This is a genomic window from Streptomyces sp. NPDC090445 (assembly GCF_044769385.1).
In the GTDB taxonomy this organism is placed as follows: Bacteria; Actinomycetota; Actinomycetes; order Streptomycetales; family Streptomycetaceae; genus Streptomyces.
Window position 1 is genome coordinate 139481 of sequence record NZ_JBIVXV010000012.1, and the last position, 21974, is coordinate 161454.

16 protein-coding genes and 1 pseudogene are annotated in these 21974 nt (G+C 75.0%); 8 read left to right on the forward strand and 9 right to left on the reverse strand.

The window, feature by feature from the left end; translation table 11 throughout:
- Window positions 1-7 precede the first annotated feature (7 nt).
- The 5 genes from ACIQUT_RS23190 to ACIQUT_RS23210 form a co-directional block, all read right to left on the reverse strand.
- Window positions 8-1123, reverse strand: a complete 1116-nt coding sequence (locus ACIQUT_RS23190) for a DegT/DnrJ/EryC1/StrS family aminotransferase (RefSeq protein ID WP_403565244.1) — start codon at window positions 1121-1123, stop codon at window positions 8-10.
- Window positions 1120-1932 (reverse strand): acetyltransferase, encoded by an 813-nt coding sequence (locus ACIQUT_RS23195; RefSeq protein ID WP_403565246.1) that lies wholly within the window; start codon window positions 1930-1932, stop codon window positions 1120-1122. The genes ACIQUT_RS23190 and ACIQUT_RS23195 overlap by 4 nt, the downstream gene beginning before the upstream one ends.
- Window positions 1929-3080, reverse strand: coding sequence for a DegT/DnrJ/EryC1/StrS family aminotransferase (locus ACIQUT_RS23200; protein ID WP_403565248.1), 1152 nt, complete (start codon window positions 3078-3080; stop codon window positions 1929-1931). Before ACIQUT_RS23200 ends, ACIQUT_RS23195 begins: the two co-directional genes overlap by 4 nt.
- A complete protein-coding gene (locus tag ACIQUT_RS23205; protein ID WP_403565250.1) occupies window positions 3077-4111 on the reverse strand; it encodes an NAD-dependent epimerase/dehydratase family protein in 1035 nt (344 codons plus the stop codon). The genes ACIQUT_RS23200 and ACIQUT_RS23205 overlap by 4 nt, the downstream gene beginning before the upstream one ends.
- A gap of 95 nt (window positions 4112-4206) precedes the next feature.
- Complete coding sequence (locus tag ACIQUT_RS23210) at window positions 4207-5307, reverse strand: Gfo/Idh/MocA family protein (protein WP_403565252.1); 1101 nt, start codon at window positions 5305-5307, stop codon at window positions 4207-4209.
- Window positions 5308-5722: 415 nt separating this feature from the next.
- On the opposite strand from ACIQUT_RS23210, the gene ACIQUT_RS23215 reads away from it, so the two are divergent.
- The 3 genes from ACIQUT_RS23215 (at window position 5723) to ACIQUT_RS23225 (ending at window position 9166) form a co-directional block, all read left to right on the forward strand.
- Window positions 5723-6628, forward strand: coding sequence for a glycosyltransferase (locus tag ACIQUT_RS23215; protein ID WP_403565253.1), 906 nt, complete (start codon window positions 5723-5725; stop codon window positions 6626-6628).
- Window positions 6629-6779: 151 nt separating this feature from the next.
- Window positions 6780-8144, forward strand: coding sequence for an MFS transporter (locus ACIQUT_RS23220; RefSeq protein ID WP_403565358.1), 1365 nt, complete (start codon window positions 6780-6782; stop codon window positions 8142-8144).
- An 8-nt stretch (window positions 8145-8152) separates the two neighbouring features.
- Complete coding sequence (locus ACIQUT_RS23225) at window positions 8153-9166, forward strand: TolB family protein (protein WP_403565255.1); 1014 nt, start codon at window positions 8153-8155, stop codon at window positions 9164-9166.
- A 73-nt stretch (window positions 9167-9239) separates the two neighbouring features.
- Here the strand turns inward: ACIQUT_RS23225 and ACIQUT_RS23230 are convergent, their stop codons facing one another.
- The 4 genes from ACIQUT_RS23230 to ACIQUT_RS23245 form a co-directional block, all read right to left on the reverse strand.
- Window positions 9240-14201, reverse strand: coding sequence for a DNA-binding protein (locus ACIQUT_RS23230; RefSeq protein ID WP_403565257.1), 4962 nt, complete (start codon window positions 14199-14201; stop codon window positions 9240-9242).
- A 242-nt stretch (window positions 14202-14443) separates the two neighbouring features.
- The gene (locus ACIQUT_RS23235) at window positions 14444-15958 is read right to left on the reverse strand and encodes a hypothetical protein (protein ID WP_403565258.1); all 1515 of its coding nucleotides are present in this window, start codon (window positions 15956-15958) and stop codon (window positions 14444-14446) included.
- Between the two features lie 336 nt (window positions 15959-16294).
- Window positions 16295-16924, reverse strand: coding sequence for an HAD family hydrolase (locus ACIQUT_RS23240; RefSeq protein WP_403565260.1), 630 nt, complete (start codon window positions 16922-16924; stop codon window positions 16295-16297).
- Window positions 16906-18195, reverse strand: coding sequence for an MFS transporter (locus ACIQUT_RS23245; RefSeq protein WP_403565262.1), 1290 nt, complete (start codon window positions 18193-18195; stop codon window positions 16906-16908). Before ACIQUT_RS23245 ends, ACIQUT_RS23240 begins: the two co-directional genes overlap by 19 nt.
- A gap of 147 nt (window positions 18196-18342) precedes the next feature.
- On the opposite strand from ACIQUT_RS23245, the gene ACIQUT_RS23250 reads away from it, so the two are divergent.
- The 5 genes and pseudogenes from ACIQUT_RS23250 to ACIQUT_RS23270 all read left to right on the forward strand — a co-directional run bounded on the left by ACIQUT_RS23250 (window position 18343) and on the right by ACIQUT_RS23270 (window position 21866).
- On the forward strand, window positions 18343-19170 hold the full coding sequence (locus ACIQUT_RS23250) for a DeoR/GlpR family DNA-binding transcription regulator (protein ID WP_403565264.1): 828 nt from the start codon (window positions 18343-18345) through the stop codon (window positions 19168-19170).
- Window positions 19167-19784, forward strand: a complete 618-nt coding sequence (locus ACIQUT_RS23255) for a GNAT family N-acetyltransferase (protein ID WP_403565265.1) — start codon at window positions 19167-19169, stop codon at window positions 19782-19784. The genes ACIQUT_RS23250 and ACIQUT_RS23255 overlap by 4 nt, the downstream gene beginning before the upstream one ends.
- Window positions 19785-19975: 191 nt before the next feature.
- Complete coding sequence (locus ACIQUT_RS23260) at window positions 19976-20686, forward strand: spermidine synthase (RefSeq protein ID WP_403565267.1); 711 nt, start codon at window positions 19976-19978, stop codon at window positions 20684-20686.
- Between the two features lie 33 nt (window positions 20687-20719).
- Window positions 20720-21231 (forward strand): annotated as a pseudogene (locus tag ACIQUT_RS23265) (cupin domain-containing protein).
- Between the two features lie 53 nt (window positions 21232-21284).
- A complete protein-coding gene (locus ACIQUT_RS23270) occupies window positions 21285-21866 on the forward strand; it encodes a putative glycolipid-binding domain-containing protein (protein WP_403565268.1) in 582 nt (193 codons plus the stop codon).
- Window positions 21867-21974 lie beyond the last annotated feature (108 nt).

Consider the following 21974-nt stretch of genomic DNA (forward strand, 5'->3'; position numbering starts at 1 on the left):
TTTTGCGTCAGCGCAGGGCGTTCGTGAACGTGTCCACGACCCGCTGCTGCTGGGCGGCGGTGATCTGCGGGAAGAGCGGGAGCGAGAGCATCAGGTCCGCGGCCTGTTCGGCGTGCGGGAAGTCCCCGCGCCCGTGGCCGAGGTGGGCGAAGGCCGGGGTGAGGTGGACGGGGGCCGGGTAGTGCACGCCGGCGCCGATGCCCTCCGCGTTGAGCTTGCCGACGACCTCGTCCCGGTCGGCTCCGCTGATGCGGACGACGTACAGGTGCCAGACGTGGACGTTGCCCTCGTCGGTGGCGGGGAGGGTCACGCGGCCGGCGGCGGCCAGGCCGCCCAGCAGCTCGTCGTAGCGGGCGGCGGCGGCGCGGCGGGCGGCGTTGCCGTCGGCCAGCCGGGCCAGCTTGGCGCGCAGCACCACGGCCTGGAGGCCGTCGAGGCGGCTGTTGAACCCGGCGACGTCGTGCCGGTACTTGGCGGTGCCGCCGTGGTTGGCCAGGGCCCGGACCAGGTCGGCCGCGTCCTCGTCGTCGGTGACGACCGCGCCTGCGTCGCCGTAGGCGCCGAGGTTCTTGCCCGGGTAGAAGCTGGTCGCGGCGATCGTTCCGCTGCCGGCCGGGCGGCCGTCGCGGGTGGCGCCCTGGCTCTGGGCGGCGTCCTCGACGATGCGGGCCTGCCCGGGCAGCCGGGCGGCGAGTTCCGCGGCGGGGGCGCACTGTCCGTAGAGGTGGACGGGGACGACGGCGCGGGTTCTCGGGCCGACCGCGTCGAGTGCGGCCTGGGGGTCGATCAGCAGGGTGTCGGGGAGGCAGTCCACGAGGACGGGGCGGGCGCCGATCCGGTGGACGGCGCCGGCGGTGGCGATGAACGTGTTGGCGGGCAGCACCACCTCGTCGCCGACGCCCACGCCGACGGCCCGCAGGGCCAGTTCGAGGGCGTCGGTGCCGTTGGCGACGCCGACGCAGTGGGCGACCCCGGCGAAGTCGGCGTACTCGCGTTCGAAGGCGCGGACCTCCTCGCCTCCGATGAAGGCGGTGCCGGCGAGCACGCGGTCGAACCCGGCGCGTAACTCCTCCGCGATCTCGGCGTGGGCGGCCTTGAGGTCGACGAGCGGTATCTGGTTCATCCGGCGGTGCTCCCCATCCGTGTCTCCGGCCGGTGGCCGGTCTCCTTGCTTTCGGCCCGTGCCTCGTCGGCCCGTGCCTCGTCGGCCCGCGCCTCGTCGGCCCGCAGTTCGTCGAGGGCCGGGGCGCCCGCCTCGCGCAGCCTGCGGGCCGGGCTGCCGGCCCAGACCTCGCCGGGCGGCACGTCGGCGAGGACCGTGCTCCCCATGCCGGTCAGCGACCAGGCGCCGACCGTGGTGTACTCCCGGACCAGGGCGCCCGCGCCGACGTAGGCCCCCCGTCCCAGCCACACGCCGCCGCCGAGGCGGACCCCGGAGGCGAGGGTGGCGAAGTCCCCGACCGTGTCGTCGTGGGTGAGGACCGTGTGCGGCATGACCGCCACGTGCGCGCCCACGCGTACGGCTGCGGTCAGCACGCAGTGCGCGAGCAGCACCGTGCCGGGGCCCAGCTCCGAGGAGGCCGAGACCGCGGCCGTGGGGTGGACCACGGTCGCGTAGCGGCTCTCGGGCAGGGCCAGGCGGCGCACCAGGCGGGCCCGGACCCCGTAGTCGCGGGGGCTGCCCGCGCAGACCACGACCCGGGCGGTGGCCGGCAGCCGGTGCACCAGGTCGCAGTCGCCCAGGACGGGCACGCCGTCGACGTCCCGCCCGTGCAGGGCCGGGTTGTCGTCGAGGTGCCCGGCCAGCCGCCAGCGGGGGGCGCGGCCGCACGCCAGGTCGGCGGCGGCCGCGTCCCGTACGGCCTGGGCGGTCTCGCGGGCGAAGCCGCCCGCGCCGACGATCAGCAGGTCCTCCGTGGCCTGCCCGCTCATCCGTCGGCCTGCCCGCGCAGCACGGCCACGACCCGGTCCTGCTGCCGCTGCGTCATCGTGTGGAACAGCGGCAGGATCAGCGAGTCCCGGGTGATCCGCTCGGTCACCGGAAGCGGCGCCGCCCCGTGTCCGGCGTACGCCGGCTCCAGGTGTGCGGCCATGATCCCGCGCCGGGCCGAGATCCCGGACTCGGCGAGCACGGTGAGCAGCCGGTCCCGGCCGACGGGGAAGTCCTCGCCGAGCAGCACCCAGTAGGACTGGAAGTTGCCCTCGCCGTACGCGGGGTCGCGGACCGGGGTCAGGCCGGGGATGCCGGCGAGGAGGTCCGCGTACCGGGCGGCGAGGGCCCGCCGGCGGGCCACGATCGCATCGAGCCTGCCCAGTTGCACCAGGCCGACCGCGGCCTGGATGTCGGTCATCCGGTAGTTGTAGCCGACCTCCAGGTAGCTTTCGGCGATCGGTTTGCTGCTGGCGTGCCGCTGGGCGGCGGACACGTTCATGCCGTGCTCGCGCAGCCGCCGCAGCCGCTCGGCCCATTCGGCGTCGTCCGTGGTGACCATGCCGCCCTCGCCGGTGGTGATCACCTTGCGGGGGTGGAAGGACCAGGCGGCGATGAGGGCGCCCTGGCCGACGGACTTGCCGCCGACGGTCGCGCCGATGCCGCAGGCGGCGTCCTCCAGGAGGGCGACGCCCCAGTCGGCGCAGGCGGCGCGCAGGGCGTGCACGTCGGCGGGTACGCCGCCCTGGTGGACGGCGAGGACGGCCCGGGTCCGCGGGGTGCGGACGGCGTCGACGGTGGCCGGGGTGAGGTTCCCGGTGGCCTCGTCGACGTCGGCGAACACCGGGTGCGCCCCGGTGTAGCGGACGGCGTTGGCGGTGGCGATGAACGACAGGGAGGGGACGACGACCTCGTCGCCGGGGCCGAGGTCGAGCGCGATCAGGGCGAGGTGGAGGGCGGTGGTGCAGGAGCTGACGGCGATGCCGTGCTCGGCGCCGACGCGCTCGGCGAAGGCCCGCTCGAACTCGGCGACGCGGGGGCCCTGGGCGACCCAGCCGGAGAGCACCGCGTCGGCGGCGGCCCGTGCCTCCTCCTCGCCGAGCCAGGGGACCATGACGGGGATGCGGTCCGGGGTGTTCGGGGCGCTCATCGGGCCGCCTCCCCGGCGGCTCCGGCGGATCCGGCATCGGTGCCGGTGGCCGTGGCGGCGGTGTCGGCGGCGCGTTCGGCCCGCCACCAGTCGACGAGGTCCCGCAGTCCGGTGGCCAGGTCGATGCGGGCGGTGAAGCCGAGGCGCTCGGCGGCCTGCGCGGTGTCGGCGAGCCGGCGGGTGACGCCGTTGACGGCGCGGGCCGGCCCGTGCTCGGGCGCGAGCCCTTGGGCGTCCATGGCCTCCAGCAGGCCGAGGGCCAGCTCGCGCAGGCTGGTCTCGGTGCCGCTCGCCACGTTGAACACCTCGTCGGTCAGGTCCGATTCGGCGGCGAGGAGGTTGGCCCGGGCGATGTCCCGGACGTGGACGAAGTCCATGGTCTGGGTGCCGTCGCCGAGGATCAGCGGCGGTTCGCCCGCGGCGATCCGCTCCATCCACCGGATGAGGACCTCGGTGTACAGGCCGTGGATGTCCATCCGGGGCCCGTACACGTTGAAGTAGCGCAGGGCCACGTAGTCCAGGCCGTACATGGCGTGGAAGCTGCGCAGCATGCCCTCGTTGAAGGCCTTCGCCGCCCCGTAGAAGGTGTCGTTGTTGTACGGGTGGTGGCGTTCGGTGGTGGGGAAGGACTCGGCCAGCCCGTACACCGAGGCCGAGGAGGAGGCGATCACCTTGCCCGCTCCGGCGGCGACGGCCGCCTCCAGCACGTTGAACGTGCCGTCGACCATGACCTCGTTGGCCAGCCGCGGCTCTTCCGCGCACTGGGTGATGCGGATGGCGGCCAGGTGGAACACCAGGTCGGCGCCCTCGGTCGCCTTGCGCACGGCGGCCGTGTCGCGGATGTCCCCTTCGACGACGTCCACCACGCCGCTGGACAGGGAGCGGGCCAGGTTGGCCCGGCGTCCCCGTACGAAGTTGTCGAGGACAACGACCTCGCGGGCCCCGCCCTCCACCAGCAGGTCGACGACGTGCGAGCCGATGGTGCCCGCTCCGCCGGTGACCAGGATCCTCTTGTCTCGAACCGTGCTCAACGCCTTGCCCCCACTGAGTCTGTCGTGTTGCTGCGTGCCGGGCCCGCCGCGGTGTGCGTCGCGGCGGGCCCTTGGCGTGACGTGTGGCCGAACGGTCAGTGTCCGGTGCGCAGTCCGACGACCGCGCCGCGGAATTCCAGGCTCCGGGAGGCTGCCTCCAGGATGTCGAGCAGCTGGAGGCCGGACCGGCCGTCGGTGAGCGGCCGGCGGCCCGTGCGGACGGCGGAGGCGAATTCCTCGACCATGCTGCGCAGGGCCTCCTTCTCGCCGATCGCGGGCGCGACCATGTCGCCGCTGCGGTAGGAGACGAGCATGTCGCGGCGCTCTGCCTCGCCGATCTCCTGCGGGGTGGTCAGCTCCACTCCGCGGTCGTAGACGGCGATGCGCTGGGCGGGGTTGAGGTCGTCCCAGACCAGGGTGCGCTTGGAGCCGCCGACCATGGTGGTGCGGACCTTCACCGGGGACAGCCAGTTGACGTGGACGTGGGCTATGGCGCCGGTGTTGAGCTGGAGGGTCAGGTAGGACACGCAGGACTGGCCGGCGCCGATCGGGTCGGCGCCGTGCGCGGCGACGGCGACGGGCCGAACCTTGTCGGGGAGGATGAAGTCGAGGACGGAGAGGTCGTGCGGGGCGAGGTCCCAGAGGACGTCCACGTCCTTCTGGACCAGTCCCAGGTTGATCCTGACCGAGTCGAAGAACTGGATCTCGCCGAGTTCGCCGGAGCGGACCATCTCGCGGATGCGGACCGCCGCCGGGGTGTAGCAGTAGGTGTGGTCGCACATGAGGGTGAGGTTGCGCTTCTCGGCCTCGGTCACCAGCCGCAGGCCGTCCTCGTAGGTGGCGGCGAGGGGCTTCTCCACGAGGACGTGCTTCCCGGCGCGCAGGGCGGCCAGGGCGACGTCGAGGTGGGTGCCGGCCGGGGTGGCCACGGCGACCGCGTCGACGGCCGGGTCGGCGAGGACCGCCCGGAGGTCCGAGGTGGCCTGGACCGTGGAGTACCGGCCGAGGACCTGGCGGGCCCGGTCGACGTTCAGATCACACAGCCAGCGGAGCCGGAACTCCGGGCTGGACTGGAAGTTGCGGACGAGGTTGGGGCCCCAGTAGCCCGCGCCGACGACGGCGACACCTAACGGCTTCGCCGGCCCCGCGCCCGCCGCTGCGGTGTCCTGTCCCGCGTCCTTCGCGGTGTCTTTCACAGTGTTCCCCTTCTCCGTTCCGCGCACGCCCGCGGGCGTGACGACAACCCATGGCGGGGACGCGTGCGAAGGAAGGGGGTGCCGTCGGCGGCGGGCCGGGCGCCTGCGCGACCCGAGCATGACCCGCCCCACGGTGATGGCCCCCCACGACCGATGCCCTACGTGTTCCACGTACTACCGCCCCCCGGCCGGCCCCGGCACCCCACGCGCCGTTCCGGCCTGCGGACGGGCAGCCAGATTCCCCCCGGCCGCCGCACCCGCCATTTCCCCAACTACCCTGCTCCGGCGGGACGTCAGCGCTGCCGAAGCACGCCTGACCCGGTCGGCTCCGTTCAATCTAGACCACCGGCCCTACGGTCGGGGCGAGTTGGGCGAAACAGCCGGACGCGGGGTCCGGCGCGTGCATACTTCCCGGGTGACCAGCATCGTGATACCGGCCCACAACGAGGGCCGGGTCATCGGCCGCCTGCTCGACGCGCTCCTGGCCGAGGGCGCGGAACCGGGCCGCCCGGAGCCCGACATCGTCGTGGTGTGCAACGGCTGTACGGACGACACCGCCGCGGTGGCGGGCGCACGGGGCGGCCGCGTCCGGGTCGTGGAGATCCCGACTCCCTCCAAACACACGGCGCTCCGGGTCGGCGACGAGCACGCGCGGGGCTTCCCCCGGCTGTACGTGGACGCCGACGTCGTCCTCGGCGCGGCCGGGGCGCGGGCCCTGGCCGATGCCTTCGCCGCCGGCCCGGAGCTGCTGGCCGCGGCCCCCGGCCGGGACATCCCGCTGTCCGGCTGCGCCTGGCCGGTCCGCGCGTACTACCGGGTCTGGCAGCGGCTTCCGGCCGTCCGCGAGGGGTTGTTCGGCCGCGGGGTGATCGCGGTGTCGGAGCAGGGGCACGCCCGGCTCGCCGCCCTGCCGCCGCTGATGGCCGACGACCTGGCCGCCTCGCTGGCCTTCGGGCCCGGGGAGCGTCGGGTGGTGGAGGAGGTGCGGGTCGTGGTGCGGCCGCCGCGGACCTGGGCCGACCTGATCCGGCGGAAGGTGCGGGCGTCGACCTCGTCGGCCGAACTGGAGCGGTTCCAGGCACAGCCCGGGGCCGGTTCCGGGGCCGTGGCCGGTTCCGGGCCGGGCGCGGGGGCGCCGGCGCCGTCAGCCCGCACGGGCGGCGGCGACCTGCGGGCCCTGGCGCTGGCCCAACCGCGGCTGCTCCCCGGCATCGCGGTCTTCGTCGTGGCGGCCCTCGCCGCCCGCCGGGGGTCCCGCAAGGCCATCCGGACCGGGGACTTCTCCACCTGGCTGCGCGACGAGAGCAGCCGGCAGGACTGACGCCCGCCGGGCGGGTCACGGCCGAATCCCGCCGTACGCCGCCCGGTTGGCCCGTACACCCACTAGGGTTCCCTCGCGTGGGCGAACGTACGTACCCATGCACGGCCGCGTCCGCGCGGCCCGGACCGTCGGCATCGGGAGCTGCAAGCGCATGTACCTGGCGGACCGCTCCGCGCCCGGCGGCACCAAGGGCGTACCGGGCGGCGGGCCCGCCGCCCGGTCCCGCGCCGTCGCCCCGGCCGTCCTCGCGCTGGGCACGGTCAGCCTGATCACCGATGTCTCCTCCGAGATGGTCAGCGCGGTCCTGCCGCTGTACCTGGTCGCCGGGCTGGGACTCAGCCCGCTCGGCTTCGGCGCGCTGGACGGCCTGTACAACGGGGTCAGCGCGCTGGTGCAGCTGACCGGCGGCCACCTCGCCGACCGGGTCCGCAACCACAAGCTGATCGCGGGCATCGGCTACGGCCTGTCCGCCCTGTGCAAGCCCCTGCTGTTACTCGCCCACAGCCTCGGCCCGGTGAGCGTCGTCCTCGCCCTGGAACGCACCGGCAAGGGGCTGCGCACCGCCCCGCGCGACGCGCTGATCTCCCTGTCCACCCCGCCCGAGGCGCAGGGCCGGGCCTTCGGCGTACACCGCGCCATGGACACCGCCGGGGCCCTGTTCGGCCCCCTCGCGGCCTTCCTCATCCTGGGCGCGGCGGTCGACGGGTACGACGCCGTCTTCGGGGTCAGCGGCTGCGTGGCCGCCCTCGGGGTGGTGGTGCTCGTGCTGTTCGTCCCGTCCGGCGGCGGACCCGGCGGCGGGTCCGGCACCGGACGGGCGAAGTCCGGATCCGCGGCCGCAACCCCGGCCGCAGCCCTGCCCGCAGCCCCGGCCGCCGATGCGGCCGCGGGGCCGGAGGCGGTCAGCCTGCGGGAGGCGCTGACCCTGCTGCGCCTGCCCCGGCTGCGCGCCCTGACGGCCTGCGCCGCCCTGCTGGGCCTGACCACCGTCAGCGACGCCTTCCTGTACCTGCTGCTGCAGGACCGCACCGGGATCGGCGATCGCTGGTTCCCTCTGCTCCCCCTCGGCACCGCCGCGGTCTTCCTGCTGCTGGCCGTTCCCGCCGGCGTCCTCGCCGACCGGATCGGGCGCCGCGCGGTGTTCCTGACCGGGCACGCCCTCCTGCTCGCCGGGTACGGGCTGCTGCTGTGGGCGCCCGACCGGCCGGCCCTGCCGTTCCTGGTCCTCGCCCTGCACGGCATGTTCTACGCCGCCACCGACGGGGTGCTGCCCGCCGCCGTCGGCGCGGCCGTGCCCGCCCGGCTGCGGGCCACCGGGCTCGCCGTCGTCGGCACCGGCCAGGCACTGGCCCGGTTCGGCTGCTCGCTCGCCTTCGGCGGCGCGTGGACGCTGTGGGGGCCCGGCCCCGCGCTCGCCGCCGCCGCGGCCGGCCTGTGCTGCTGCGCGGCCGTCGCCGGCCTCGTACTCCGCCCGACGGGACCGGACGGCGCTCCCGCCGCGGCCCGACGCCCCTGAGGAACCCGATGACGCGCTCCCGCCGCCTGCTCGTACTCGCCCTGGCCGTGCTGCTCCTCGGCGGGCTCGCCGTCGTGCTGGTGGTGCGCGCCGCCGCCCGCACCGAGCAGACCCGGGACGGCGACCCCGCGGTCGCCGAGGGCCGGGTCACCCTGGACCGGCCGGACGGGCTGGCCTTCCTCAACGGCGCGCAGGGCCCGCACCGCGGGTCCCTCGTCTCGGTCCCGGCGCGCGAACCCCAGGGCGAGCGCACCGCCTCGGGCCTGAACTGCAAGCGCTTCCACGCGGCCGCCGGCACCGGGGTGTGCCTGGTCTCCACGCCGGGCGCGCTCGCCCAGGACAACCGGGCCGTGATCGTCGACCCGGAGCTGCGCACGGTGCGCAGCTTCCCGCTCGCGGGCACGCCCTCCCGGGCCCGGGTCTCCCCGAGCGGCCGGTTCGCCGCGTGGACCGTCTTCGTGTCCGGGGAGTCGTACGGCTCGGCGTTCTTCTCCACCCGTACGGCGATCGCGGACACCCGGACCGGGGCCCTGGAAGGGGACCTGGAGAAGTTCTCCGTCGTGCTCGACGGCAAGCCCTACACCGCGGCGGACGTGAACTTCTGGGGCGTCACCTTCGCCAAGGACGACGACACCTTCTACGCCACGCTCGCCACGGCCGGCCAGACGTACCTGGTGAAGGGCTCGATCGCGCAGCGGAGCGTCACTGCGCTGGCCCGGAACGTGGAGTGCCCGTCGCTGTCCCCCGACGAGACGCGGATCGCGTACAAGAAGCGGGTGCAGGGCGGCGCGCAGCTGTGGCGCGAGCACGTCATGGACCTGCGGACGCTGCGCGAGCACCCGCTCGCGGAGAAGCACAGCGTGGACGACCAGGCCCTGTGGCTCGACGACCGCACCGTGGCGTACGCCCTGCCCGCCGAGGGCGCGGCGGACACCTCGGACGTGTGGACGGTCCCGGCGGACGGCACGGGCGCCCCCCGCCTCCTGGCCCCGTCCGCCTCCTCACCGACCCGCCTCGGCTGACGGCCCTTCCGCGCCGACGGGGCCGCCGCCCGGGGTGCCGCATCCGGCCGCCGCAGTGCGCGGCGGCCGGGGCTCAGCGGCGTCGGCCGCGCCGTACCTTCAGCTCCGCGAACCGGGGCGCGTCGCCTTCGCGGACCCGCTGCCAGGCCCTGCGGTAGAGGTCCGCGGCCGGTTCGGCCGGGACCAGCACGCCGAGGAGCGGCACCCGACCGGCGAGCAGCCCGTACATCGGCGCCTTCCACTCCTCCAGCGGCAGCCAGGGCGAGGCCGGCTCCACCCAGCCGCCGGGGAGGAACAGGGTGCGCCCGGCCCGGGTGCGGTTGGCCGTGACGACCAGGTCGGTGGCGGCCAGTTCGGCGCGGGCCGCCTTCAGGCGGGCCGGCTTCCAGCCCGTCCACCGGGCCGTGTTCCGGTCGGTGGGGTCGGGCATCGCCAGCAGCATCAGGTACAGCACCGCCGCGTCCGCGCCCACGCCGTGCGCCGCCTGCACCTCGGCCGCCAGCTCCGGCACCGACCGGCCCGGGTCCTGCGGCCACCACGTCCCCTCCTTGTCCACCCCGCCCGCGGCCGGGGCGCCCGGGTCGGCGAGGAGCGCCGCGTACTGCGGGTCCCGGGCGCAGCGCAGGGCGGTCTCCACGGGGTACGGCTGCTGGTCGGCGCGGCGCAGCAGCGGCAGGTACGGGTCGCCGCCGGTGGAGTCGAGCAGGGTCGGGCGCAGCGCCGGCCGGGCCGCGCCCTCGGTGTGGGGCAGGACCACTGCCCCGTACTCCTCGAAGCCCTCCGCCGTACGGGTCGGAGCGCCGGCCGTGGCGCGGAACTCGGCCGCGTTCGTGTACGCGCCGAGCTCCAGCAGCAGCTGCGGGGCGGCGAGCCGCTGCCGTACGGCGGTGAGCGCCGACGGCAGGAGGGCCCGGAGCGGGTCGCCGGCCGGCAACCGGTGGGCCAGCCAGGCGGCCATGCCCACCGCGCCGCTCAGCACGTTCGGGGAGAACACCTCGGCGTCCGCGGCCCGGTGCACCGCCCGGCCGTCCCTGACCTCCCAGGGCGTGTCGGTGCTCAGCGGCGGGGAGGCGGCCGGGGCGAGGACGGCGGGCAGGGAGCGCACGGCGGGCCAGCGGGTGGCGACCCCGCGGTGGGCCTCGGTGGTCAGCCATTCGGGGACCGGGACGCGGCGGCCGACCCGCCGGTTCCACAGCGCGGCGGCCGCGGCCACGTCCGGGCCGTCGGTCCACAGCCGGGCCGGATCGGCGGGCAGCAGGGCCGCGACCAGGGAGCGGCGCAGGTCGGCGCTGAGCCGCTTGAGGTCGTCCCGGGCCACGGCGGCATCGCCCGCCTTGACGCCGATCGCCTCCCGCTGCCCGGCGGTCAGGAAGCTGCGCTCGTGGTGGTCCACGGCGGGCAGGCCGGCGACCACCAGCCGGGCCAGGGTGCCGGACACGCCGGTGAGCCGGGCGAACTCCTCGGCGGCCGCGGGCAGCCAGGGTGCGGGGCCCCGCTCCGCGGCCTCGTCGAGGAAGCGGGTCAGCCAGTCGGGCTCGCGCGTGGGATCGCCGAGGAGGCTGTGGCGGCAGAGGGTGTAGGGGTCGGGCACGGTGAACCGGCCCGCCGGGTCGTGCTGGACGACCCCGAGCTCGTGGCCGTCGCCCTTCGGCTCGCAGTCCCGGCCGGTGGCGAGGACGGCCCCGCCGCCGAGGGGGAGGATGCTGCTGTGGTACGGGTGGCGAGCGGTGACGGGCTTGTTCAGGAGTTCGCGGTGGGCGAGGTGGATACGGGCCAGACGCCACCGGCCGCCGACCGCGGAGGCCAGGCCCATGCCGTCGGCCTTCCGCAACAGGGCCAGCAGGGCCTGCCGCTGCTCGTCGGTGGAGCCCACCGCGACCGCCCGGTAGGCGAGGGCGGCCGGCTGCTCCAGCAGCGGGGCCCACTGAAGTGCGGTGAAGGGCAGGCCGGGCATCTCGGTGTGGAGCCGGCCGGGCACGGCGGCCGCGCCGGTGTCCTGCGCGGCCTCGGCGAGAGTGGACAGGACGCGGAAGACGCCGTCGTGCTCGCCGCCGCCCCAGCCGTGCTGGAGGGCTCCGGTCAGGCCGGACAGCGCCTGGTCCAGGTCGTGGTCCGAGGGGCCCGGCGGGAACTTCCGGTCCGGCTCGTCCTGCGCACCGGAGGCGAGGCGCGCGGAGACGGCCTCCAGGGCGGTCCGCTGGTCGAGGGCGAAGCCGACCCAGTCGGCGACGCCCCGGACCAGCACGGGATCGGTGATCTTCGGCAGCACCTCCCGGACCGGGGCGGGCAGGCCCTCGGCCCCCTCGGCCCCCACCGCCTCCCGGGCTCCACCCGCCGCCTCCCGGGCCGCGGCGGCCGCGGCGAGCAGTGCGGCCGCAGCGTCCCGGTCGACCGCGCGCAGCGCCGCCGAACCCTCCGGGTCGCGCGGACGCAGGCAGAACCAGTGTCCTGCGGGCGGCAGTCCGTTGACGCCGGCGGCGGTGCGCGAGACGCCGTGGGGCGCCTCGGCGGTGGCCATCCCCTGCGGGTCGGTGAGCCGGAAGCGTCCCCTGTGCACGGACAGCGCGCGGGGGCGGTCGTCGCCGGGGAAGGCGACCGCCGCGAGCGGGATCTCGCCCCCGGGGAGGGTGACGGTCCGTCCGGCGGTGTCGCAGGCCCGGTGGCCCTCGCCGGGCACGTCGACGACGCGCCAGCCGAGGACGCCGTCGACGGGGGCCCCGAGCACGGAGCCCTCGACGGCGGGCGCGGGCCGCAGCCAGCTGCTGCCCGCGCACAGGGTGCTGCCGTCCGGGAGGCCGCGGAGGGGTTCGGCGAGGAAGCCGGGCAGGGAGCGCCGGCCCACGGTGTTCGCGGCCGGGTCGTACGCCGCCCAGCCGGCCGGATCGTCCGTGCCGTCCCAGACCCAGTACGCGTGCCCGTCGGACACGGTGGGGCGTTCGTCCGGCAGCGCGGTGTCGCCGCGGTGCAGGACGCCCGCACCGGTGGTGAGACCGCCGCCGCCCAGCGGCAGGGCGGTGTGCCGGAGGCTCAGCCGCCAGGGGTCCTTGCCGGTGTCCACGGTGAAGATGCGGTCGGGGGCGGTGTGCCAGTAGCCCTGCGCCTCCCTGTTGCCGTACGAGGGCCGCCAGCAGACCAGCAGCGCCCCGTCGACGTAGTGGAAGCCGAGGGATCGGTGGGCGGTGCCGGGGGTGCGCAGGTCGTGCACCAGCACGGTGGAGTGGGCGTCGATCACCCGCACCTGCTGTTCGTTGGCCACGATCAGGTGGGGCCAGGCGGCGACCACGGTCAGGTGGCGGTTGACCTGGTCGGGCACCAGCTCGTTGACGGCCTCCTCCCAGGCCGGCCAGGTCAGTTCTTCGAACAGTCCGCCGTTCAGGGTGCGGGCCAGCAGGGACTCGACGTCGGTGGCGGCCGCAGCGGCCACTTCCTCCTCGGCGAGGGCCAGTGCCTCGGCGGGCAGCCAGGTGAGGCGTCCGAGGGCCTCCGGTACCCCGGGCAGTCCGGTGTCGGCGCAGGCCAGGGCCACCTCGCGGACCCACTCGGCGAGCATCGGGCGGCCGCCGGGCGACGCGGCCAGGCGCCGGATCACGTCCCGGGCGAACTCGTTGTCCTGGTAGAGGTACAGGCCGCGCTTGAGGGCGGACCGGAACCGTTCGTCGGCGGCGATCCCCAGGAGGTCGCACGGCTTCTCCGAGGCAGCCCAGTCGTTCAGGTTGAGCGCCTCCCGGTCCCCTGGTGCGGTGACGGGGATGCCCAGGGAGAGGAGCCGGTCGAGCAGGGCGATGTCCTGGATCCCGATCTTCAGGGCCGGCTCCTCCCGGCCCGGCGCGGCCAGTTCGGTGCGCAGCCGGTCGGCCGAACGCTCCACCACGTCGAGCAGGAGCGGCAGCTCGGGCCGGGTGCCCCAGCCGGCGTGGCGGGCGGCGTGGAACCGCTCCAGCCAGCCGGTGGTGCCGTCGGCACAGCGTTCCCCGGCGGCGGGCGCCTCGGAGGCCAGTGCGGCGGTGGCGCCCGCTTCCTCCAGGACTTCCAGCCACAGGGCGGCCATCTCGCCGTTGTCGTTGCCGCACTCCGGCACGAGGGACAGCAGGGCGCCGCGCACGGCGGGCTCCCGGCGGGCGAGGGCGGTCAGCGCGGCCCTGTGGGCCTTCCACCAGGCTGCGTTCGCCCGCGGGAAGGCGGGCAGCGGCAGCAGTTCGGCGAGGAACTCCTGCTCGGCCGCGGCCGGGTCGAGCCCTGCCGCGCGGGCCAGTCGGCGCAGGGTGGCGGTCGCCTGGGCCGAGGGCGCCATTCCGCCGACGGTGCGGCGTATGCACAGGCGGCGGAAGCGCTCGTACGCCTCCGGCGCGGGCACCCGCGCCTCCAGGTCCTTGCCGTGGCCGGTGAGCACCCGTACGGGGAGGGCGCCGGCCAGTGCGAATTCGAGGAGGACGGCATCGAGGCGGTCCTCGTCGACGGCGAGGCCGTGGCTGGTCTCGCTCTTGCGGGCCCGGGCGAACAGCTGTGCCGCGAACGCGGGGTTGTCGACGGAGAGGAAGAGGCGTGCGGCCTCCTCGCAGACGAGGGGCAGGAAGTGCGGCAAGGAGCCGGCCAGCCGCTCCGCCAGGTCGTGGCAGGCTGCCAGGGCGGCCTTGGGCTTGCTCTTGGCCCGGTGGGCGATCCGCTCCAGCTCGGGTACGAGGGCCAGGGCGTGGTGGCCGTCCTGCGGATGGTGGACGAGCAGCCACTCCGGGAAGCGGAGGGTCCGGCGGCGGCCGAGGCCGACGACGGCCGGCTCGCCGTCGGGCTCCAGGCCGAGGAAGCCGACGGCGAGGTCCTCCGCCGCGCCCAGTCCGGCGGCGGCGAGCCGGACCACGACACGGCCGTCGTCGGCCAGGCCCGGGTGGCGGTAGGCGCGGGCGGTGAGCTCCACGGCCTCCGGACCGGCTTCCCCGGTCCCGTACGGGAGGACCGCGCCGGCCTTGAGCAGCAGTTCGGCCTCGCTCGCGCGGTCGGGCACGCCCGCCGTGGTGCTGATGGTGGTGCCGGTGGTCATGTGGTCCCGCCCCCTTCGGTCGTTGTGGCCGAAGTACGGTGCGGCGGCCCCCGCGTCCCGCGCATCACCCCCTGAGCTGCGGTACGGAGGGGACCTTAGCGCCACCCACTGACAGCGGAACCGCCCGGCCCGGCCATGGGTGAGGGGCGGTACGGGCGGCGGGGTGTGCCGTCCGTACCGCCCCTCTCAGGGACCGCAGGGGTGAGCTCGGGTCAGCTCGGTCAGCTCGCGGTCAGCTCGGGTCAGCTCGCGGTGCGGCCCGAGACCAGCGGCCACTCGCGGTTGAGGGATCCCAGCGGGATCTTGCGCTCGAACAGCGGGGTACCGAACAGGGACAGCTGGAGCTGGAGGTTGCCGCTCAGGTCGAAGCCGCCGTACAGGGCCCACGAGCCGCTGACGGAGGTCTTGCCGTCGGACGAGGCGGACGCCTTGGCCTCGGCCTCGCCGCGCAGGTACGGGGCGAAGTCCGCGGAGACGCCGACGGCACCGTACAGGCCGATGGACGCCTCGGCGCCGAGGGCGCCCTTGACCTTGCCGGAGGCGGTGACCTCGGCCTTCACCGGGGTGCTCTTGACGTTCGAGGTGCTGACCGGGCTCCAGCCCTTGCCGGTGGCGTAGCTGCCGCCGACCCGGAAGTCGCCCTTGACGTCCTGGGAGACCTCGAGCGTGACGCGGCCGTCGGCCTCCACCTGGACGTAGCAGGTCAGGTCGAGGTTGACGACGACGGGGACGGGGCCCACCTGGATGACGGGCGCGGCGTGCAGCTTCGCGAACGGGATCCGCTTGGGCGATCCGGTGCTCGCGGCGGCGTGCCCCTTGAGGCTCCACTGCGAGGACCAGTCACCGCTCATGCCGAGGAAGGCGGTGCGCGGGCCGACGCCGCCCGAGCCGTCGTAGGCGAACTCCACGGTCGGGGCGAGCTGGACGAATCCGTTGACCGAGGCGCCGGCCGAGACGGGGGCGCCCGGGGCGGTCTCGATCGGGGCGTTCACGTCGAGCCGCAGGTTGCCGAGGGGCAGCTTGGCGCCCTCGGGCCCGAACTTCATGCCGCCGGTCTTGGCCCAGGAGAAGTTGACGCCCTTCATCAGGGGCTCGACCGTGATCGCGGACGGGTCGACGGGGACCTTGCCGTCGGCCTTGTCGTCGTTCAGGACCGAGGCCAGCGTCGTGGGGGCCGTCTTGACCTCGGTACCGCGGTCGGTCTTCCCGACGACCTCGGTGACCTTCGCGAGAAGGCCGTTGGGGGCGCCGGGCGCGGGGGCGCTGGCGATGACGTCGCCGACGGTGACGGGCTTGTCGGCCGCCGGGGCCTGGTTCTGGTTCTGGCTCTGACTCGGCGAGGCCGACGAACCGGGCGCGTTCTGCGGGCCCTTGGAGCTCGGGGGGTTCTTCGTGGGGGCCGAGCTCTGCGGGGCCGAGCTCTGCGGGGCCGGACTCTGCGGGGCCGAGCTCTGCGGGGCCGCGCTCTTCGTGGCCGTGGCTATGACGGCCCGGCCGGTCTTCTGGTCGAAGGAGGCGACCTTCAGCGCGGACTTCTCCGGGGTGCCCTTGCCGGCGCCGACCCGGGCGATCTCCACCGGTGCGGGCGCGTCCTGCGGGGCCGCGGCCACCTCGAGCTGCTGCGTACCGTCGGCCACAGGGGTGGGGTTGGCCGGGTCGGTGGGGCCTGCGGCACCGGTGTGCGTGGCCGAAGAGCAGCCTGTGACGGTGAGCGCCAGGGTGGTTATGCCGGGCAGCAGGAAGCGTCTGGCGAGCATGCGCACGTACGTAAGACCTTCTGGTTGGGGGGAAGTTACGCTACCGACAAGTAACGTGAGACGTGATCATGCCAGGCATGTCCACCCCAACGCACCACAACAGCGATATCCGGCCACCCCGTCCGGAGCGTCACGATCGACAGCCTGTGTGCCGGACCGTCGCCGTACGTAACGGATCGCCCCGTTCCGGCCGGAGAGCGCACGGGGACCCGCACCGCGCGCCGCCCGGCCCTGCGTCCCGCCTCCGCATCGGAAGTGGCGTAATTCACTGCGTGTTGCCGCTCGCGCCGCCGCGGCCGGCCACCGGCCCACCGGGTGGACGGCCGCGGCTCCGCATCACTCCGGCCCGGCCTCCAGCCCGGCCTCCAGCGCCGCCGCGAGCGCCTCGTGGGACGTGAACACATGGCCCTGGAGGCCGAGTTCGCGTGCGGCCCGGACGTTCTCGGCACGGTCGTCGACGAACAGGATCTCCTCGGCGGGCAGCCCGAGTTCGCGAACGCACCACCGGTACGCGGCCGGTTCGGGCTTCGCGCTGCCGATGCGGCAGGACAGGCCCACGACCGCGAACCGGCCCAGCCACGGCTGGGTGGCCTCGTACCGGGCGGCGAGCTCCTCGGGGATGTTGGAGAGGAGCCCGAGGACGACCCCGCGGTCGTCCAGCGCGCCCAGCAGGTCCACGCTGCGCCGGTCGACCTCGCTCCAGCTGGCCAGGTCGGCGGCGATCAGCTCCTCGGTCAGCCGGTCGTCGAGCGGGATGTCCAGCTGCGCGCAGACGCCTTGCCAGTAGGCCGGGCCGGTCACGTCGCCCCGGTCGTAGGCGGCGCGCCGGGACCAGTACGCCTCCCAGAAGCGGTCGGGGTCGGCGCCGGCCGTGCGCTCCAGTACGGCCCGGGACCCGGGCGACTGGAGGCGTGCGATGACGCCGAACATGTCGAAGAGGACGGCTTTCACCTTTCGGGGTCCCATCTTCTCGGGGCTCCTCGCATTCCTTGCGCTCCTTGCGGTGGTTGAGGTGGCTGTGGTGGTTGCAGTGGTGCAGGGGGTTGAGGTCGTTGCGTTCCGTGCGTCGCGGGGGCGTTCGTACGCAGCCACAGGCTGAGGGCGGCGCACGCGACGGCGAGCCCGAACAGCACCAGGGGTACCGCCTCCACCTCCATCGCACCGATCACCGCGCCGAGCAGCGGCGGAAAGGCCACGCCGCCGATCATCGAGGCGGCGATCACGTACGCCCCGGCCGCCGCCACCCCGGGCACGGCCCGGTTCAGCCAGGGCAGGCAGGTCGGGAAGACGGGCGCGATCGCGAGGCCGACACCGACGTACGCGTACGGGGCGAGTGCCGGGACGGTGGCCAGCAGCAGGAATCCGGCCATGCCGGCGCAGCAGACGACCAGGATCGACGGCGCGGAGCAGCGGAGGCCGATCGGCACGACGAGGAACCGGCCCACGGTCATGGCGGCCCAGTAGGCGGAGGTGGCCGTCGCCGCGCCGACCGCTCCGTATCCGACGGCTTCGAGGTGGGTGGGCTCCCAGCCGCCGACGCCCGTCTCGATGGCGACGTGGAGCACGTAGACCCCGGTGAACGCGGCGATGACCGGCCCCACCCGGGCGCCGCCCGCCGCCACGCCCTCCGCCGCGGGCGGTTCGGGCTCCCGCGGCGCCACGCCGCCCAGGGCGGGCAGGATGAGCAGGCCGACCGCGCCCAGGCCGAGGAAGACCGCCGGGTAGCCGTCCGCTCCGAGCCGGCCGATGAGGGCCGGGCCGGCGATGGCGCCGACTCCGAAGTGCCCGTTGAGCAGGTTGAGCATGGCGGTGCTGCGGTGGCCGAAGCCGACGGCGAAGAGCCGGTTGAGGCCGTAGTCGATGCCGCCGAATCCCAGGCCGATCACGAAGGCGCCGGTCAGGGCGAGGGCCCAGTTCGGTGAGAACGCGAAGGCCGCCGTGCCCGCGGCCATGAGCACGGCGGAGCCGCCGAGCAGCGCCCGGTTGTCCAGGCGCCCCCGCAGCAGGTGGTAGCCGAGCACGCCCAGGAGCGCGCCGGCGAAGTGGGCGCTGAGGCCGAGCCCGGCCGCGCCCGGGCCGATGCCGTACTCCTCCCGCAGGGCCGGGATCGCCGGACCGTAGAGCGCCTGGAGGGCTCCGATCACGACGAACGCGACGCACGAGGCGGCGACGGCGACGGGCGTGAGCAGGGATCTTCCCGCTGCTTCCCGCAGGTCGGCCTCACTGGTGGCGGACATCGCCCTCCTTTCGCCCATGCGCGCAGCGAACACAATCGATGTTCACAACGGCGCGAACTTCACACATTTTCGAACACAGTACGCGTGATCGATGTTCGTTTCAACAGTCCTACTGTTTGAAACTCTCTCTGTGCTAAAAGCAGACACATGAACGTGATGGAGAGGCACAAGTTCGTCGTGGGGCTGCTCGTGCAGCAGAACCGCGCGACGGTGGCCGAACTGGCCCGGGCCACCGGTGCGTCCGAGATGACCATCCGCAGGGACCTGGAGGTCCTGGAGTCCCGGGGCGCGCTGCGCCGGGTGCGCGGCGGCGCCGTGAGCAACCTGCCCGGCGGGGTCGAGCCGCCGTACGCGGTCCGCGCCATGTCCGGGAGCCGGGCCAAGGAGCGGCTGGCCCGCACCGTGGTCGGACTGCTCACGGACGGCGAGACCGTGGCCCTGGACACCGGCACCACGGCCGTGGCCGTCGCCAAGGCGATGGCGGGCCGCCGGCTCACCGTCGCCCCGCTCTCCCTGCACGCCGCGTTCGCCCTCTCCGGACACCCCGGGATCCAGCTGGTCATGCCGGGAGGACAGGTGCGCGCCGAGGAGCTCTCCTTCCACGGCGACACCCCCGTCCGGACGTTGCAGGAGCTGTGCTTCGACACGTTCGTGCTGGGCTGCTGCGGCGTCGACCCGGTCCAGGGCGCCACCGCCTACGACCTCGACGACGTCCAGGTGAAGCGGGCCGCGGTCGCCGCGGCCCAGCGGGTGGTCCTCGTCGCGACCGCCGACAAGCTCGGCCGTACGGCGCTGGGCCGCATCTGCCCGATCGAGCAGGTCACCCTCGTCGTCACCGACGCCCCCGCCGACTCCCCGGTGGTCGACGCACTGCGGGACCGGGGCGTGGACGTACTGCATCCCGCACCGGAGGAGGACGGAGAGCGGCCGGAAACCGAGAGCGGCCGGGGACGGCCTGGCATGATGCCGGGATGATCGTTTCCATACCCGACGTCGTGCCCCCGGGCCGCCTGGCCGGGGCCGGGCATCCGGTCTTCTCCCTGCCCTGCGGCCTCCGACTGCGTCCGTGGACCCGCGACGACGCCCCCGTCCTCGCGGAGTCGTGCCACGACCCGGACATCCGGCACTGGAACCGGCCCGGGCACCTGACCCCGGACGCGGCCCGCGAAAGGATCGCCCGGTGGGAGGAGCGCCGGCAGGCCGAGGAGGCGGTGATCTGGGCGATCGCCGAGCCGGACGGCGGCCGCCCCGTCGGCCTCATCGGGCTGGCCGACGTCGACCTTCGCGGCGGCAGCGCGGAGTTCCTGTACTGGCTGCTCCCCGCGGGCCGCGGCCGCGGTGCCATGGTCGACGCGGTGGCCAGGGTCAGCCGCTGGGCACTGGAGGACCTGGGCCTGCACCGGCTCCGCATCACCCACTCCGTCGCCAACACCGCCTCCTGCACGGTGGCCACGCGTGCGGGCTTCGCCCTCGAGGGCACGCTGCGCAGTGCCCTGCTGCACGCGGACGGCTGGCACGACGAGCATCTGCACGCCCGCGTCCAGGGGGATCCCCCGCCCGTGGAGCAGGCCGGGCGGGAGACGAACTGACCGGCGGTCCACGAGCCTCTTCGCACCCTGCCGGCGGCCACCCGGCGCCTTGGGGTGCGCGGTGGGCGCGGGCGAGCCCAACACTGCGGCCGCGCCGCACCCATGACGGACCGTGGGGTGGGGCCGCAGTGTCACGCCACACCGGCCCGGCTGCCCGGAACACCCGTCGCCGGGCCTTCGTTGAACCCCGCATGAAGGCATCTGTCACACCGGAGACCCCCGAGACGCTGGACCGCCGGGAAGGCCCGTTCGGCGAGGTCGTGCTGCGGCGCCGGGGCGCCACGTACGAGATCATCGCGAACGGCTGCTTCCTGATGGACACCTCCGACGGCCGTTCGGAGCGGCTGCTCGTCGACGCCGCGTACCTCGCCCTCGACCCGCCGCCGGGCGCCCCCGCACCGTCCCTGCTGATCGGCGGGCTCGGCGTCGGCTTCTCCCTCGCGCGCGCCGCCGCACGGAAGGACTGGGGCCGGATCGCCGTCGTGGAGCGGGAGCCGGCGATCATCGAATGGCACCGGACGGGCCCGCTCGGCACGGTGTCCGCCGAGGCCCTCGCCGACCCGCGGACCGAGGTCCTGCACACCGACCTGGTGGCCTACCTGACGGACTCCGCCGACCGGTACGACGCGCTCTGCCTGGACATCGACAACGGACCCGACTGGACGGTGGACGAGGACAACCGGGGCCTGTACTCCCCCGCCGGACTCGCCGCGTGCCTGGACCGGCTCCACCCGGGCGGGGTCCTCGCCGTCTGGTCGGCGCAGCCCTCCCCCGCCTTCGAACAGGCCCTGCGCGACGCGGGGTTCGCCTCGGTGCGGACGCAGGAGGTCCCGGTGGCCCGCGGCGTCCCCGACGTGGTCCACCTGGCCCGCAAGCCCGCCGGCGGCGGACCGGCCCGGTAGATTCACCGCGGTCGACCGACTCAGGGGGAGCTCATGTCACTGTTCATACCCGACTTCGACGACACGGTCGTCGTGCGTGCCGCGGACGCGGAGGTCATCGGCGCGCCGGAACGTCCGTGACGAACCGTCTGCTCGCCGACAGCAGCGCCACCGGGGGCGCCCTCTCCACGATGCGGGTCACCCTCGCCGAGGGAGCCAACGGGGCCCGGCCGCACCACCACTCCAGGTCCGCCGAGATGTTCTACGTACTGGACGGCACCGCCCTCCTGCTCTCCGGCGACCAGGTGGTCACGGCGGAGCAGGGCGACCTCGTCGTCGTCCCGCCCGGCACGCAGCACGCCTTCGCGGCGGCCCCGGGGGAGACGGCCGACATGCTCGTCGTGATCACGCCGGGCATCGAGCGCTTCGAGTACTTCCGGCACCTGGAGCGCATCCGGTTCGGCAAGGTCCCGCTGGAGAGCCTCCTGGAGGTGCAGGAGCTGTACGACAACCACTTCGGCACCAGCACGGTCTGGGAGGAGGCCCTGGCCCGCGGCCGGGGCTGACCCCACCCGGAACCGGGAGCCGCGGTCGGCGCCGGGTCGGGGATGATCGGGGCATGAACGATCTCGTGCGCTTCACCCGGACCTGGCGCGTCTCGGCCTCCCGGGGATACGACACCGCGTGGGGCGGGTTCACCGGGGACGCGATGCACGCGCGGGGCCGGGCCATGGCGCTGGAGGGCGGGCCCTACTGGGTCGCGTACGAGCTCCGGACCGGGCCCGGCCACGTCACCAGGTCGCTGCACGTGCGCGTGGACGGACCCGGCGATGCGGTGCGCGAAACGGAGCTGCTGCGGGACGCGGAAGGCCGGTGGACCGTCGACGGGCGGGAACGGCCCGACCTCGACGGGGCCGCCGACTGCGACCTCGGGCTCTGCCCGCTGACCAACACCATGCCCGTACGGCGCCACGGGCTGCACCTGGCCGGTGCGGCCGGTCCCGGGCGGCGGTTCCTGATGGCCTGGGTGTCCGTGCCCGACCTGGCCGTGGTCCCCTCCGAGCAGACCTACGCGCCGCTCGGCGGGGGCCGGGTCCGCTACTCGTCCGGCAGCTTCGGCAGCGACGTGGTCTTCGACGGCGACGGGCTCGTCCTCGACTACCCGGGACTCGCCACGGGGCTGGCGGACAGCGGGACCTGACGCCCAGCCGGTCCGCTGCCCGCCCCGGCCGGCTGCGGCAGGCGCGGTCGGCCGGGGCGGCCGGTCCGCCATTCGGTGGGGCTCCGCCGGCCGCACGGTGTGGGGCCG